Origin of the sequence: Chitinophaga ginsengisegetis (assembly GCF_900168065.1) — a bacterium.
Taxonomy (GTDB): domain Bacteria; phylum Bacteroidota; class Bacteroidia; order Chitinophagales; family Chitinophagaceae; genus Chitinophaga; species Chitinophaga ginsengisegetis.
In genome coordinates, this window is sequence record NZ_FUZZ01000001.1 from 2,709,855 (window position 1) to 2,726,953 (window position 17,099).

A 17,099-nucleotide genomic window follows, 5' to 3' on the forward strand; every position below is an offset into this window, starting at 1 on the left:
AACCTAATTTAAATTTATCAAGGTTACGCAAAGGTATGCATGCCCGCCACTACTTCTTCTGCGAGTCCGAAAGACAATGTCATGCCGGCTCCGCCAAGACCGTTTACAATCGTTACATTTTTTTCAGGAGAGAACACCAGGTCTGTTTTACCATTGGTGAGTTTTGGATAGATGCCATGCCATTGTTCCTGGATGGTATACTCCGGCGCCTGCAAGAAAGTGTGCATATACTGCAGGATGAGATCATTGATAAATGCTTTATCAAATGGTTCGAAGTCCGGACCATATTCATGTGAGTCACCGATGGTGAGTTCACCTGCACCATTTTGAGAGATAAGCAGATGGATGCCCCATTTCACATAATCCGGCATTTCCTGCGCAAAGCGTTGCTTCAAGGGTTCCAGGGTTTTACAGCTTTCAAAGGCCGCATAATGTCCCAGCGTTAAACCTGCGCACAGGGCGGGTCCCAGCTGCCAGTTGCCCGGTTGCGGGATGGTACGCATCATCTGCAGTTTGCATTTTTTCAGGGGAGCAGCTGCAAATTCAGCAGGGTAAAGCGTTTCAAAATCAGCGCCGCTGCATACAAACACTTCATCCACTTTCCAGCGTTCATCTTTTGTTTCTATGTAAGGCATGCTGATGCCATTTACCGCGGTGCCAAAACGAACCGTTACGTTGAGATGTTCTTCCAGGTGCTTTGCAATGGCAGCACTGGCCTGACGCGGATTCACGGTCATTTCGGAGGCACTCCATAATGCGCCTTTCAACCCGTTTGTTTTAATAGCGGAGGTATATTTTCCTATTTGTGAAGGGGCAATCAGCTCACAGCTGTAACCATTACCCGGCGCGGCTTGTACAAATTCTTCCAATACCGCCAGTTCATCATTTTCATACGCGAGGTGCAGCGATCCTGTTTCCTGGCACTGCAAACCGGTGGCTGCGGCGAGGTCTTTCCAGGTACGGCGGCTGCGCATAGCACGGTCGTGCATTTTACCCGCCGTTTGCCCGATGGGCCATACCAACCCGAAATTGCGGATCGAAGCGCTGATCGCTTTGCTGTTACGTTCAAATAAAACTACTTTTCTTCCTGTTGATGCCAGGTGGTAAGACATGGCCAACCCCACTATTCCCGCACCTATTACCGCTACATCTGCCTGTTGTTGTTGCATGATATAAAATGTAAAGTATGATTAAAAGATAGACAGTAGTTCATCCAGGGATGCTACCAGGTGGGTATGCGGCCCTTTCTCCAGTTCTTCGCGGCTATAGGCGCCGGTAGTAACACCTATTACGTAGCGGCAACCTGCATTGGTACCTTCTTCCAGGTCGGAAATGGTATCGCCGGTTTTGGCCACCGATTGTATACTGCGGATTTCCAGTTCTTCCATAATCCGGTAAATCATATATGGATACGGACGGCCAAAAGGTACTTCATCGCTGGTGGCTACGGCATCAATGAGTCCTTTTTGCTGCCAGCCCACCCTTTCCAGGATCACGTTGGTAATGTCCCTGTCGAAACCCGTATCCAGCGCCACTTTAATGCCCTTTGCCTTTAACGCGGCAAATACTGCTGATACGCCGTCCTTTTCCCGTACCGCAGGATGTGTTGCATAATGCGCTTTCATATCCGCCACAAAACGGCTGTGTAGTTCAAGGACAAAGGCTTCATCACTATAACGGCTATCCTGCTGCTGCTGCAACAGGTAACGGATGGCATACGGTTTGGCGTATCCCATTACTTCATTTACCTGTTCCAGCGTTACGGTAACTCCCGCCAGCTTAATAGCCTGCTGTAACACCTTTGCTACATTGGATTCATCATGCAGGGTAGTGCCTGCAATATCAAAAACAACTAATTGTATTCCCATCTTTTTCCCGGTATTAATATGTGGCAAAGATAATGACTTACTAAAAATAAGTTTAGCCTTTATAAACATTTAACATGCGGTTAATACGCGGATGTTGTCTTTTTCAGGATTAGGCTGATTATACTGATTTTGTTGATTTGATCACTTTTGATTTTAAATGATTAAGGGAGATAAGCGAATAGATCCGCATATCTCCCTTAATTATTTATAAAATCTCTAAATCAGTATAATCAGCCTAATCCTGTTCCAGGACAATTTCCTATCGCCGAAGGCGATCCTCCGCTAGAAGCCAAGTCCTGCGCCCACCCTGTATATCAGGCTGTTGTTATAAGGCGAACGATTGTCCTGGATCACATCATACAAAATAGAGATGCCTATACCTACCCTGCCACCAACGCTCTGGGTATAACCGGCACCCACGAGTAAGCTGGGAACACCATAATTGGTTTTGAAGGTTTGTTTATCCCCGTTTGCCTGGTAAACGGTAGAATTCTGTGTAACAAAATTATATTCCGGCTGGATATGTATAAATACCATCGGGATCGGGTATACCCGGCCCCAGATACCACCACCAAAGATGGTGTATTTATCACGCTGAGTGGTATTACCAGTGTAGTAATCCCGTGATTTAAATTGCCCGTACTGCGCGTTTAAATTCACACCTGCAGCGATATAATCAGAAAAACGGTAACCTACCAGCGGGGAGATATCCACATTGGTAACATCGCCAAATACCATTCCCAGGGAACCTCCCAGTACCAGACGGGAAGGATCAAAACCTTTGCGGGTAGCGGTGTCCGTTTTATAATACTGCGCGTGTGCCAGCTGCACTCCAGCCAGAAAGAAAAAACATATGAGTAAACGTTTCATGATCAGATTTATTAAGTTTAACTATTTACCGGCAGAAAGGTTTAACAATCGAAAATTTTACCCCGGTTTAATATATTCTTCGGGTCAAAGATCTGTTTTATTTGCTTCATGAGTTGCATGGAGGTCTGATCAAAAATGATATCCATATAGCTTTTCTGCACCAGGCCAATACCATGCTCACCGGAGATGGTACCCCCCAATGTTTTCACCAGCTGAAAAATTTCCCGTATACCTTCCGTGAGGGTGCCGTTCCATTGTTCTTCCGTAAGGGTACCACGGATAATGTTCACATGCAGGTTGCCATCGCCGGCATGACCATAACATACCGAATGAAATCCATACCGGGTTCCTATTTCCTTTACGCCTTTCAGCAATACCGGCAGTTCTGCACGGGGTACTACGGTATCTTCTTCTTTGTATACAGAATTTGCCTTTACGGCTTCTGCCACCCGGCGGCGCAGTTTCCAAAGCTCTTCTTTCTGCTGGGAATCTTCTGCAAACAATATCTCCCCGATATCAAAACCTTCTACCACACCGGCAATGCCTTCCATTTCCTGCATCAGCACTTCCGGGTGGTTCCCGTCCACTTCTATGAGCAGGTGTGCCTGTATATCGTCTTCTATTTTAACAGCACTGCTTTGTACGTATTGGGTTACCCAGTCGATGGCATCGCGCTCCATAAATTCCATAGCAGAAGGCGTGTAACCCGCGCGGAAAATAGCGCTCACCGCTTCGCAGGCACTTTCAGCGGAGCGGAAAGGAACCAACATCAGCAGGTCTGTTTTAGGTAACGGAATTAAGCGTAATACAATTTTGGTAACGATGCCCAGGGTGCCTTCGCTGCCTACTACCAGCTGGGTGAGATTATAGCCGGTGGCATTTTTCAGTACATTGGCGCCTGTCCAGATCACTTCGCCGCTGGGCAGCACCATTTCCAGGTTCAGCACATAATCCTTTACCACGCCATATTTCACGGCTTTGGGGCCACCTGAATTTTCTGCAATATTGCCGCCAATAAAACAGGTACCACGACTGCTTGGGTCGGGTGGATAAAACAGCCCTTTCTCTTTTACGGCGTTCTGTAATTCTTCTGTGATCACACCGGGTTCGGTGATTACCTGCAGGTTTCTTTCATCTATAAGTGTGATCCGGTTAAACCGTTCCATTGAAATGAGTACGCCGCCAAACTGGGCGAGCGCGCCGCCGCTGAGTCCAGTGCCGCCACCACGGGGAGTTACAGGCAGCAGCTCTTCATTGCACAATTTCATGATACGGCTTACCTGTTCGGTAGTATCCGGCTTCACCACCACTTCCGGGAGATAATGCAGATCCTCGGTTTCATCCTGTGCATAACGGCTCATACTTTCTTCGTCGGCCAATACGTATTGCGCTCCGGCTATTTCGCGTAATGCCGCTACATGAGCGGCAGTTACTTTATTAAACGTTGTCATGGAACAAAAATAATCATAATGCCGGTTAGGTGGTAATATCCGGCCATTAAAAAGAAGGGCAAATCGTAGATCTCCTCGCATTGTTAAAAGTACGGTTGCTGTAAAGCCCCGTATAAACAATGCCTATTTCATAGGCGCCACGCCTGTTATTGGCGGCCGATAAACTGGAGGTAGTAATATCGTAGTTAAACATGAGTTTTATGGAGTTGAGCTGGTAGCCAACCAGGAAAACAGCCGCATCATTGGCGCGGTAATAAACGCCGCCATACAATTGCTGTACGCCGTCGCCGGAAAGATTATAGGCTGCATTGGCGCCCAGCATCAGTTCCCTGGCGCCGGCCTGTGTGGCATAATATGCCGCAGGGTTCAGGATCACTTTATCGCTCATTTTCAAACTCGCATTCAGGAACCCGATATAGCGACGGGGAACCGTGTTGTTCCCATCAAAAAAGGTTTCCCTGGGTGTGTTGATATGTTGTACAGAGAAGCCCGCGTTTACATAAATATTATCGGTAGGAAAATAAGCATAATTGAGCCCTGCCTGCAGGTCGAAGTAATTAACGCTGCTTTGGGTGATGGGTTCCCCGGTGGGGATCTGCGAATCAAAGAACTTGCCGTTCCACTGATCGGCGAACGTGAGCTTGGTGATATCCACCCGTTTACCGGCGGAACCTACGTTAAACCCTGCGGATAACAAGCTGCTGAAACCCAGGAGCTGGTGATAAGCGATGGAAGCGTATCCTTTGGTAGAAGTGAGGTTGCCGGCGCCGGCCACATCGCGGAGCAATACCCCCCCGATGCCTACCCAGCCATATTCCAGCTGATCGCGGAATAACTGGAAGTCGCCATATGCCGACATGGTCCGGTAAGGTATCGGAACGCTGGTCCACTGATCGCGGTAATTAAGGCCAATACGGTAGTTGCCGTCCGGAATAAAACCGGTATTGGCCGGGTTAGTTGTCAATGGCGAATTAAAAAACTGTGAAAAATGGAGGTCTTGTGCATACACTCCGTTCATTGAAACAATTAATAAAATTGCCAGACATGTTGATATTTTAACGATCTGATTCATGGCTCATCATCTTAACAAGGTTACACTTCCTGATCTGCTGCCTTTTGTGCCATCCGTAAACTCCAGGTTTACGATATAGGCATACGCGTCCATAGGCTGAATATTTCCTTTAAACCGTCCATCCCAACCGATTTGAGGGTCCGAACTTTCAAAAACCAATTGTCCCCAACGGTTAAATATTTTAAGATTGAATTTGGTCGCTCCAAAAGCTTTTACATAAAATACATTGTTCTTACCACCCGGTGCAAAGGCATTAGGCACATCAAACAGCGGTACCACTATGGCGCTTACTTCCTGACATTTTGTATCCGTACAGCCTTCTGCGTTAGTAACAGTAAGACACACATTATACGTACCTGTGCGCAGGTATTGGTGACTGGGGTTTGGCAGGGATGAAGTATCGCCATCGCCGAAATTCCAGAGATAATGTATGGCGTTCGCTGAAGAACCATTCAGGAACTGTATCGGTGTATTTTCAATTGCTTTGGTGGGTGAAAAGTCAAAGTCCGCTATGGGCGGCGCCGCCACATTTATTTCCTGCGTGATAGAATCCCTTTTGTTGCAGGTGTTAGGATCTTCTACCTCCAGGGTTATTTTCCAGCGGCCGGCTTTATTAAATCTATGTACCGGGTAAGGATCGTGTGAAACAGAACCATCGTCTTCAAAAGTCCAGGTAAATGTTTCACCACCTTCGGTAGTATTATCCATTTGTAGTTCTGTACCTACGCAAACAGTTCCCGGATCTGTAAACTTCGCTATAACGTTTTCGGCTACACGCAGAGTGTAGGTAATTGTTTGCGGCGCGTTACAGAAATTGGTATCCACCAGTGTGAGGGTGGCATTATAGATACCTGCATTCTGATAATAATGGAATAGCGGGAAGGTATCTATACCGGTATAGAACGGAGGTGTGCCATCGCCATAGTCCAGGATAAAGGAGCGATCCCTGAAATCTGCTGCCGGTGTGGATTCATTGGTAAACATGTACTTCAGGCTATCGCATGGATCCTGGCGCCGGGCTTCAAAATGAAGGATCGCTTCATTGTTGCCCAGTTTCACGGTTACATAAGCAGTATCTGATCCGTTACAACTTTGCGGATCATATTTCACCATCATCACACGGAAGGTACCCACCTTTGTAAAAATGTGGCTCACTGTGTCACCCTCTGGTCCATAATCTTTAGTTGTACCATCATCCGGGAAGAACCATCGATAGGATTTACCCGGTAAGCGGGTGGTATCCACAAAAGTGATGGTATCCGGTACGCAGTAGTTAGTGCGTCGGTCGAGCGTTTTGGCGCCTGCTTTCACCCCATCGAGGTTGAAGGCAATTTTCAGCGCGCCGAAGTTACAGGAAGCCGGTGGTGTGCTGGAGTAGGCGCCCGGGGTGGTCGGGTACCTCGGTTTGAAACCGGTGTTGCTCACATTACACCAGGCGCAAATACCCTGGTAGATAATCCCGTTGCGGTCGAAGCGGCTGGTACCGCCATCTACGTGTTCATACAAACCGGAGCCGCCAAAATAGCTTGCATACAATGGACCCTGGGTGGGACTAAATCTTACAGCATCACGTTGCAGTACGTAGAAATAAAAATCCATCCCGTCTGTGCTGCGTTGCAGCGCATCTGAGGAGGTAGTTAAACCGGAAGTTCCTGAATTCGGATAATGCAGGGAGGTGTTGATACCTCCGCCCCATCCGGACACGTATACGTTTTCGCAGCGGTCTACCAGGAATGCGGTGGGTGAAATATTGGGAGAGGAAACCAATGTTCTTCTTTTTCCAAAAGTAGTGGAATACACGAATGCCGACAGGTTTGCGTCTAACTTCGAGATAAACTGCAATCCGTTTTCATTGTATCCGTCGGTGCTTATTAATTTGATGGGCCATGCGCCTTCAGTGGTGCCCATTACGTATACAAATCCTCTCCTGTCCAGCTGGATACCGTATACCTGGTCGGCTGCGGGATTATCTGAGCCCAGGAAAGTACTTTGAATGATGTTTCTTCCATCGTTTGAAATGTGCGCAATAAACCCATCGCATACGCCACCGCGGTACTGGGAATATATGACGCCGGCAGTTGTGGGGAAGTCGTCGCTGGCGGTGCCTCCGGCCACATACAGGGTATTAAGACCGTTTAATGCAATTACGTAGGCGGCATCTTCCTTGCTGCCTCCGAGGTAGCTGGCCCATACCAGGTCCTGGCAAAGCGGGTTTATTTTCATGATCACGCCATCCTGCGAACCTTTGTTAGTACCCTGGAATACACCAGCGGTTACGGGAAAGTCGGTGGAGCGGGTGCAGCTGGCTACATAAATATAGCCTGCATCATCCACTACTACTTCACTGCGGGCGTCGTCGCCATAGTTGCGCAACAGTACCCAGTCGCCGCCCTGGCGGTCGGCCCGCATATTCACGCCATCGTCTGCCCCTCCTGCGATGATCAGTGAGCCGATGATAGCGGAGCCGGTGGCGTTTATTTTGGTAATGGCGATGTCCCATCCTCCGCGGGTTCCTTTTACAGCAGTATTGGGATAGTCGTTGGAAGTGGTTCTGCCGGAGATCACGAGGTTGCCCTGCTGATCCACGAATAAGCTATGCGGTTGTTCGAGGCCGCTGCCGCCCATGTAGGTGGCATATATCAGCCTGGTACCGTTGGGGTTGAATTTGGAAATGGCGATATCAAAAGTACCGCCGCCGTAAACGCTTTGTACAGCCCCGGTTGTTACGGGGTAGCCGGGATTAAACACGATACCGCCGCCGTATAAATTACCGGCATCATCGTAAGTAGCGGTAAAGCCCCAGTTATCGGAGCGGGCGCCGGACACGGTAGAGAAAACATAGATCGGATCTATCACCAGCGGGTAGGCCGGGTTGTACTCACCGGATATTTTAAAGCCCAGTTTATTACCATTCAACCGGTAGGATACCTTTACGGTTACACGTTGATTATCGATGTATTGATAAGCGAAGGGGAGTTGTTCAATCAGGTCGCCTACGGAAGTATGTACATATAGCTGGCCTTTTTTCAGTTCCATGCCGGTGGCGCCTTCATATACCATCTGGATATTATCCGGGTTAGCGCCCGGATGCACAATCAGGTCGTATTTCAGCTGGGAACCTTCGGAGTAAACGTGTGCATCAATACCGGAGTAAAGGGAATTGTAATTAACACCCTGAAAAGAACCCACTCCGGCCGCCCATTTGGTGCGGTCGTTTCCGATGAAATAGCTGCTTTTGGCATCCTGTTCTTTTTCGGGTACTATTTGTACATCAGGATTGGCGTTCAGGAAGGTAACGTTCCAGGCGTGTCCGCGTACATCAGGAATTTTGCCGGGCCGTGGAGGTGGCTGGCTGTTTCCGGGTTGGGAAGGCGCCGGTTTCACGCTGCTTTTCGGAACATACACCGTATCGTTCCGGTGGGAGTGTCCGTGAACATATTCGTTCAGGCTCCAGAGATCTTCCTGGTTCATCATCAGGAAAGTGAATCCTGTTTTTTTGAGGAAGATAGCAGCGCCATCCAGTTCTGTTTTGTAGATAACATCTTTATCCCACTGGCCTTTGTTCTCAGTAAAATTCAGGGGGGTGAAGTTTGCACGTTGCTGCTGCGCCTGGGCGGATCGTCCGGTGAACAAAAAGCAAATCATCAATCCAATAAGGCCGGTCGGGAAGGTAAATTTCAACGGGATCAGATTTATTTTATTCTTAAAAACTAATATAATACTATTAAACGCAGAAGCCACTCAAATTGTTACGGTCGGGACAAGCACAAAACTTCTGAATTGAGGAATGACAGGCTAAATGGGAAACAAGGTAAATCTCAGCTTCAGCAGCTTTTATACTTTTTTAATTCATCCATCAGTTAATAAACGTAAAAACCATCAGGAAATTTTACTCCAGATAGATTTACTTCTCTGGGCAGCCAAAAATTCTTTTAGTGCCTGATTCTCAGGCAGAAGCAGATCGGTGTCTTCTTCCAGGATCTTTTCTGCGCTGGCACGGGCAGCGTCGAGGATGGGTTTGTCCGCAACAATATCTGCCAGTTTAAAGTCGAGCACCCCGCTCTGGCGGGTGCCTTCAATATCGCCGGGGCCTCTCAGCTCCATATCTTTCTCCGAAATAATAAATCCGTCGTTGGTTTGCACCATTACGTTGATCCGTTCGCGGGAATCCTGGCTTAGCTTATTGCCTGTCATGAGTACGCAGAAGGATTGCTCCGCGCCGCGGCCTACCCTTCCCCGCAGCTGGTGGAGCTGCGACAGTCCGAAACGTTCAGTGCTTTCTATCACCATTACAGAGGCATTGGGTACATTCACCCCTACTTCAATCACGGTGGTGGCTACCATAATATGGGTATCCCCGGTTACAAAGCGGTGCATATTGGTTTGCCGCTGTTCGGCAGGCTGGCGGCCGTGTACCATACTGATGTAATACTGCGGTTCCGGGAAGAAAGCTTTTACTTCTTCATATCCTTTCATCAGGTTTTCATAATCCAGCTTCTCCGAATCTTCGATCAGCGGGTATACGATGTATGCCTGTCTTCCTTTCTTCACTTCTTCCTTTATAAAATCCATTACCTGCGGACGCTGATATTCAGTGCGGTGTACGGTAGTAATGGGTTTACGTCCGGGCGGCATTTCATCAATAACGGATACATCGAGATCGCCGTAAATAGTCATGGCCAGTGTTCTTGGTATAGGCGTTGCCGTCATAACAAGAATATGCGGCGGGATGGTATTTTTTTCCCATAGGCGTGCCCGTTGTGCCACACCGAAACGGTGCTGTTCATCCACGATGGCCATTCCCAGGTTTTTAAATTCCACTTCTTTTTCCAGCAGGGCGTGGGTGCCAACGAGGATATCTATGCTGCCATCGAGTGCGCCGGCCAGTATTTGTTTACGCGCCTTGCCTTTGATGCTGCCGGTAAGCAGTGCTACCTTTACATCCATACGTTCCAGCAATTCGGAAATGCCTTTGAAGTGCTGCTGCGACAGGATTTCCGTGGGCGCCATCAGGCATGCCTGGAAGCCATTATCTTTAGCCAGCAACATGGTTAGCAGGGCTACCATTGTTTTACCGCTGCCTACATCTCCCTGCAGGAGACGGTTCATCTGCCGTCCGTGAACGGTATCTGTCCTTATTTCTTTCAATACCCTTTTCTGTGCGCCTGTTAAAGAAAAGGGAAGATGATTGTTATAGAATTCATTAAAAGATTCGCCTACTGCACCAAACACAAAGCCGTGCGATTGCTTGTGCCTTTTGAGTTTTAGCCTGCATATACGGATTTGTGCAATAAACAGTTCCTCAAATTTCAGCCGTCGCTGTGCCAGCCGTGCATCGTCTTCGCTGGCAGGCATATGGATCCTGAAGTAGGCCATAGCGCGGGGCATGAGCCGGTACTGCTGTAATACTTCCACCGGGATGTTTTCCCTGATTTCCAGGGGAGATAATTGTTCCAGCAGGTTTTTGGTGAGTTTTCCTATAGCCTTTGCCGTTAGTCCGCGGGCTTTGAGTTTTTCTGTGGTGTAATAAACCGGTTCCAGGAATTGTTTGCCGGTGGCGATTTCTTCTGTGAGCAGATCCAGTTCCGGGTGTGCCAGCTGGGTAACGCCATTGAAAACAGAGATCCTGCCAAATACGAGGTAGGCTACATTTTCCTTCAGCGATTTCTGCATCCATTGCCAGCCCTGAAACCATACCAGGTCGATGGTGCCGGTTTCGTCTTTAAAAGTAGCCACTAATCTTTTCGACCTGTTTTCTCCCATCACTACCATGTTGATGATCTTCCCGCGGATCTGCACAAAATCTTCATACCCGCTGAGAGAGGCAATTTTATCAATCCTGGTACGATCTACATAACGGAAAGGAAAATATTGCAGGAGGTCGCCGAAGGTATATACTTTGATTTCCTTGCGCAGCAGTTCTCCTTTCTGCGGGCCTACTCCTTTCAGGTATTCTATCGGGTTTGATAATATGGCGGTAAAAGTAGAAATGGCTATTTCATTTTTTGTGAACAACAAAAATAAAAAAGGCAAATGGTAAAAATTCACCACTTGCCTCTTTTACTAAAAAAACAATTATAAAACTATTCGGCTATTGCATCTACTTTTCCTTCCACGAACTGTTTCATCCACTCGGTGGTAACAGATTTCGGTCTTTCCAGGGAAAGTCCGAGCGCTCTGTCCCAGCAGAGGGAAGCCAGTACGCCTAATGCGCGGGACACGCCAAACAACACGGTATAGAATTCATATTCCACCAGGCCGTAGTGTACCAGCAATGCGCCGGAGTGTGCATCTACGTTAGGCCATGGGTTCTTTACCTTGCCCAGGTCCTGCAGGATTGGGGGCACGGTTTCATATACTTGCCATACAATTTTCACGAGTTCATCGTTTGGCAGGTGTTTCTTGGCGAACTCCATTTGTGCAGTGAAACGCGGATCTGTTTTACGTAAAACAGCGTGACCGTAACCTGGTACTACTTTACCATCGGCTAAGGTTTTGCGTACGTAAGATTCAATTTGTTCTTTAGTAGGAACGCCACCACCCAGTTCTTCGCGCATCTGGAGGATCCATTTGATCACTTCCTGGTTAGCGAGGCCGTGTAAAGGACCCGCTAAACCGTTCATACCGGCGGCGAACGACAGGTACGCATCGCTCAGTGCAGAACCTACGAGGTGTGTCGTGTGTGCGCTCACGTTACCACCTTCGTGGTCGGCGTGAATCACCATGTAAAGACGCATCAGTTCCTTGAAGCCTTCATCGGAGTAACCGAGCATGTGTGCAAAGTTACCTGCCCAGTCGAGCATACCGTTTGGCTGAATATGCTGGCCACCTTTATATTTACGGCGGTAAACATATGCTGCAATACGTGGCAGACGGGCAATGAGGTTCATGGTGTCCTCATAAGTATAACTCCAGTAATCTTTTTTATTAATTCCTTCTGAGTAAGCCTGTGCAAAAGAGGATTCTGTTTGCAGCGCCATAATACCCACGTTGAACATGGTCATAGGGTGTGCAGTGATCGGGAGCGCTTCAATAGCATCAAAAACGTGGTTGGGTACATGAGAGCGACGGCCCCACATGCTGGACAGGTATTGTACATCTGCTTCTGTAGGCAATTCTCCTATCAGCATCAGGTAAAATAAACCTTCGGGTAAAGGTTCTGCGCCACCTGGTGCTTTTGGCAGGTGTTCCCTTAATTCCGGGATGGAATATCCACGAAAACGAATTCCTTCATTGGCATCCAGCAGGGAAGTTTCTGTTACCAGGCCGGTAATACCGCGCATACCCTGATAAACCTGTGCCAGTGTTACATCCTCAATTTTCTTGGTGCCGTGATTCTTTACCAGGTCTTTTACTTCAATGTTAAGTTCATCTGCTTTAACCTTGAATTTCTCTTTTATGTACCCCATTTTACTGCTATTGTTATTAATGAAAACAAAATCGATCAATAGTCAAAAGTAATGATTTGTTAACGAAGTTACCACCCTTTAGTGGTATTTAATGCCAAATTAACAACGATTTGCGAATGAAAAAGCAAGGCGATATAGCCGCGGTGAGCTTCATTAACATAATACATGTAAGTCCATTACGAATATATAATATAATGTATGTATATAGACGTTAAAGAAATGTAAAATTTTCAGAATGAATTGAAAATATTGAAAGAAAAAATGCGATGATCTGAGCGGATTTTGTCTTTCTCAGGATTAGGTTGATTTGACTGATTAACTTTTTGGGATTAGGGGGAGATTAGTGGTGGGATGACAGGGATTACATAAAGATCGACTGTAGGATGCTTCATTCCTACGTTGCATACGCTTAGCATATGCTTATTACATGCTTAATACATGGAGATAACCCGGAGGGGACGTGGAGGGGACGTGGACTTGATCCCAGGATCGTTTACCACAGGGCTTTACAGACGAAAAAAAACGGGGCGTTCCACGCAATACTGCCCTATAAGTGAAATGGTTTATTAATATATTGGTGAAAATGAATGAACCGCAGCAATAAATCATTACCGTTAAAAGCTGCCCGTCTTTTTAAATTATTTGAGGAATAGCGATGGTAGCAGCCTTTAAATTTCACTGAATTTTCCGGAAATCATACCAAAACGAAAATAAACCAATTCTCCAGGGAAAATATCAATGCAGGAATTAAAATCTGACGGGTACACTACTCTCTCAAAATCCTTCATTAATCACCAAAAACTAATCAGTAAAATCAACCTAATCCTGAGAAAGACAACCTCCGCGCCAGATCATTTAGGCGCCTGGCGATACAGGTAAAATGCCAGTCCGCCGAACAGGATATTGGGAATCCACACGGCCAGCAAGGGATTCAGGTCGGCTTTTACGGAAAACACGGTGGCGAATTGCAGGAATATAATGTAGCTGGCGCTGATTACAATACCCACAGCCAGGTGCAATCCACTTCCTCCCCTTACCTTCTTGGCGGCAATAATACCACCGATCAGGGTGAGGATCACTACGGCGAAAGCGGCTGAAGTTCTCCTGTAATATTCTACCCAATAGGTATTAAGCCCTTCCGCCCCACGGATGCTTTCCCGTTGGATGTATCGCCTGAGATCGGGCGTGGTCATGGCTTCCTGGATATTCTTTTCGTCTACCAGGTCTTTTGGGACCAGGGGTATTTTGAGCAGGGTATCCTGTTTGCTTGTCCAGGTTTCCTTTAAGCCGTTCATGGTGCGCATGGATACGTAGTCCAGTTTCCACTTTTTGGTGGTGGAGTCCCAGCTGATACGGTCGGCTTTTAGTTTGAAGGTCATGGATTGTTTATTCACAACAGACAACACAAAGTTGCTTCCGCTTTTATAGTTGGGATCGTAGGTACCAAAGGTTACGTAAGTGAAGCTATCGATACGGGTGGTACGGTCGTATTGTGATTTCTCATCGTCGTGGCTATGGAGGTATTTATTTTCAAAGCTGGTACGGATGCGGTTTGCGTTGGGAACCACCCAGTAGTTGGCGAGCCAGAGTACCCCGCCAAACAGGAAAGCGCCCATCCAGTAAGGACGCAGAAAGCGGCGAAAGCTCACGCCGGCAGCCAGTATAGCGATGATCTCCGAGCGGTAGGCCATCTTGGAAGTAAAAAATATAACCGACAGGAATATAAACAGCGGGAACAGTAACGCCAGGATATGCGGGATAAAGCCGAAGTAATAATCCACTACGATTTCATGCAGCGACAAGTGATGCTTCATGAAGTCATCCACTTTTTCCGTAGTGTCGATCACTACAGAAATCAATAGGAATATCATCAGGGAATAAATGAAAGTACCTATGAGCTTGCGTAAAATGTACCAGTCAATTTTAGTCATGACCCCAAAGATATTAGTTTATTTTATAGTCCGAACTTTTTACAGGCGTGTTTTCAGCTGATTGATCATCCCGGTTTTCCAGGTGGCGAAAGTGCCGGCCAATATTTGTTTACGGGCTTCCTTCACCAGTTCCAGGTAAAAGGCCAGGTTGTGGATACTGGCTAATGTCATGCCTAAAATTTCCCCGGCTACAAACAGGTGTCGCAGGTAAGCCTTTGAATAGGTGTTGGTAGCAAAGCAGGGGCTGTTGGCATCAACAGGACTGAAGTCGGTTGCCCATTTTTTGTTCCGGATGTTAATAACGCCGTTCCAGGTGAATAACATGCCGTTACGGCCGTTGCGGGTAGGCATTACACAGTCGAACATATCGATACCGAGGCCGATGTTCTCCAGGATATTCCACGGGGTACCCACGCCCATCAGGTAACGGGGTTTATCAGTGGGCAGTGATTCACATACCAGTCCGCACATTTCGTACATTTCATTTTCCGGTTCTCCAACGCTGAGGCCACCGATGGCATTACCGGCGCAGTTGCGGGAGGCAATGTATTCAGCGGAAGCTTTGCGGAGATCCTTATAGGTGCTGCCCTGTACAATCGGGAACAGGGTTTGTTCGTGACCGTAGGCAGGCTGGGTATCATTGAGACGCGTGATGCAGCGGTCGAGCCAGCGGTGGGTAAGTTCCATCGACTTGCGTGCATAGCGGTATTCCGACGGATAGGGCGGGCATTCATCAAAGGCCATAATAATATCGGCCCCGATGGTGCGCTGAATATCCATTACATTTTCGGGAGTGAAGAGGTGGCGGGAGCCATCGATGTGCGACTGGAAAACTACGCCTTCTTCCTTGATCTTGCGGTTGGCCGCCAGGGAAAACACCTGGTATCCACCGCTATCGGTGAGGATGGGGCGGTCCCACCCGTTAAATTTATGCAGGCCACCGGCGAGCGACAATACTTCCAGTCCGGGTCTTAAATAGAGGTGATAGGTATTGCCAAGAATGATCTGCGCCTGTACATCTGCACGCAGCTGTTCCTGTGTAACCGCTTTTACGCTGCCAACAGTGCCTACCGGCATAAAAATGGGCGTTTCTATTTCCCCGTGAGCCGTGGTGATTTTCCCGGCCCTGGCATTGCTGCCGCTATCTGTAGTTATCAGTTCAAAATTCACTCGTCGATATTTCAGGCCGCAAAGATATTGAAATGAAGTGAAGATCAGAGCGGAAGGGGAAGCTGGTGGATTTTGCCCACAGAGGGGATCCCTCCAATGTTCATAATTAATTCTTTTACAGATAATAAAAATATTATATTTTTGCGGGCATTATGCTAGACCATCTGGGTGAAATTGCCTTATACTCTTTTGCTGCCATCGCCGGGATACAGATCATTTATTTTCTTTTTGTGTTTTCCCGCGTGGCTTTTTACAGACGTAAATTTGACCTGGACCATGCACCGGACGGGCCTTTTTCGGTAATCATCTGTGCCAAGGATGAAGAGCTGAACCTGCAGAAGAATCTGCCGGGCGTGTTGCAGCAGCGTTATCACCAGCACATGAAACCGGAGTACGAGGTAATTGTGGTAAATGATAACTCTGAAGACGACACCAAATACTACCTGCGCTCTATTGAACCAGGTTATCCACATTACCGGCATATAGAGATCAAGCAGGCGGCCAAGTTCATTCCCGGCAAAAAATACCCGCTTTCCATAGGTTTGAAAGGCGCCCAGTTTGAAAAGGTATTGCTTACAGATGCCGATTGCAAACCAGGCAGCACCTACTGGCTTTCCCTGATGAGCCAGGGTTTTACAGATCAGAAAGAAATAGTGCTGGGATACGGCGCTTACCATAAAAAACCGGGGTTCCTGAATAAGATCATCCGGTACGAAACCTTTTTCAGCGCGCTGCAGCATCTTTCCTTTGCCATGAGCGGTATGCCGTATATGGGTGTGGGCCGCAACCTGGCCTATAAGAGAGAGCTGTTCTTTAAACACAAGGGTTTTACAAGCCACCAGCATCTTGCCTCCGGCGACGATGATTTGTTTGTGAACACAGCTGCCAACCGCAAAAATGTGGGGGTGGTGATCGACAAACAGGCTTTCACCTACTCCGAGCCAAAGATGAGCTGGAGAAGCTGGTTCCAGCAAAAAACCCGGCATATGTCTACCGGTAAGCATTACCGTTTCGGTCATAAGTTTGTGCTGGGGTTATTTTCGCTGACGCATTTCCTTTTTTACCCCGCCTTTATTTTCGCTTTATTTTTCCCGCCTCCCATCCTGTGGTATGTGCTGGGAATTTTTGGCGGTAAAGTGCTGATACAGTCCATTATTACTTATGCGGCCATGCGCAGGCTGGATGAAAGCGACCTGTTTAAGTTCAGCTGGCTGATGGACATCTTCATGGTATTATATTATATCATTTTTACACCGGCCTTGCTTTTCAAGGCAAAAAATAAATGGTAATAAGCAGCAGGCAAATAGCTTTCTGCTTATTTGCTTTTG

General features: G+C 47.5%; 11 protein-coding genes. 1 reads left to right on the forward strand and 10 read right to left on the reverse strand.

Translation table 11 applies throughout. From position 1 onward, the window contains the following. Window positions 1–23 precede the first annotated feature (23 nt). The 10 genes from B5Z18_RS10650 to tgt form a co-directional block, all read right to left on the reverse strand. Complete coding sequence (locus tag B5Z18_RS10650) at window positions 24–1,169, reverse strand: TIGR03364 family FAD-dependent oxidoreductase (RefSeq protein WP_079469330.1); 1,146 nt, start codon at window positions 1,167–1,169, stop codon at window positions 24–26. Between the two features lie 21 nt (window positions 1,170–1,190). Continuing rightward, window positions 1,191–1,868, reverse strand: coding sequence for a phosphonatase-like hydrolase (locus B5Z18_RS10655; protein ID WP_159454264.1), 678 nt, complete (start codon window positions 1,866–1,868; stop codon window positions 1,191–1,193). A 282-nt stretch (window positions 1,869–2,150) separates the two neighbouring features. Then, window positions 2,151–2,738: a hypothetical protein gene (locus B5Z18_RS10660; protein WP_079469332.1), complete on the reverse strand. Its 588-nt coding sequence runs from the start codon at window positions 2,736–2,738 to the stop codon at window positions 2,151–2,153. A gap of 41 nt (window positions 2,739–2,779) precedes the next feature. Beyond that, window positions 2,780–4,189, reverse strand: coding sequence for an FAD-binding oxidoreductase (locus B5Z18_RS10665; protein WP_079469333.1), 1,410 nt, complete (start codon window positions 4,187–4,189; stop codon window positions 2,780–2,782). 46 nt (window positions 4,190–4,235) lie between these two features. Next, window positions 4,236–5,261, reverse strand: a complete 1,026-nt coding sequence (locus B5Z18_RS10670; RefSeq protein ID WP_079469334.1) for a PorP/SprF family type IX secretion system membrane protein — start codon at window positions 5,259–5,261, stop codon at window positions 4,236–4,238. 6 nt (window positions 5,262–5,267) lie between these two features. Continuing rightward, window positions 5,268–8,942 carry a DUF7948 domain-containing protein gene (locus B5Z18_RS10675; protein WP_143313545.1) on the reverse strand — a complete coding sequence of 1,225 codons (3,675 nt, stop codon included), beginning with the start codon at window positions 8,940–8,942 and terminating at the stop codon, window positions 5,268–5,270. A gap of 198 nt (window positions 8,943–9,140) precedes the next feature. Beyond that, complete coding sequence (gene recG, locus B5Z18_RS10680) at window positions 9,141–11,294, reverse strand: ATP-dependent DNA helicase RecG (protein WP_262488101.1); 2,154 nt, start codon at window positions 11,292–11,294, stop codon at window positions 9,141–9,143. Window positions 11,295–11,344: 50 nt separating this feature from the next. Then, window positions 11,345–12,670, reverse strand: coding sequence for a citrate (Si)-synthase, eukaryotic (locus B5Z18_RS10685; protein ID WP_079469336.1), 1,326 nt, complete (start codon window positions 12,668–12,670; stop codon window positions 11,345–11,347). 851 nt (window positions 12,671–13,521) lie between these two features. Beyond that, on the reverse strand, window positions 13,522–14,601 hold the full coding sequence (locus tag B5Z18_RS10690) for an LptF/LptG family permease (RefSeq protein ID WP_079469337.1): 1,080 nt from the start codon (window positions 14,599–14,601) through the stop codon (window positions 13,522–13,524). A gap of 39 nt (window positions 14,602–14,640) precedes the next feature. Beyond that, window positions 14,641–15,771 (reverse strand): tRNA guanosine(34) transglycosylase Tgt, encoded by a 1,131-nt coding sequence (tgt, locus tag B5Z18_RS10695; protein WP_079469338.1) that lies wholly within the window; start codon window positions 15,769–15,771, stop codon window positions 14,641–14,643. A gap of 152 nt (window positions 15,772–15,923) precedes the next feature. Between tgt and B5Z18_RS10700 the strand changes: the two genes are divergently transcribed. Further along, window positions 15,924–17,060, forward strand: a complete 1,137-nt coding sequence (locus B5Z18_RS10700) for a glycosyltransferase (protein ID WP_079469339.1) — start codon at window positions 15,924–15,926, stop codon at window positions 17,058–17,060. Window positions 17,061–17,099 lie beyond the last annotated feature (39 nt).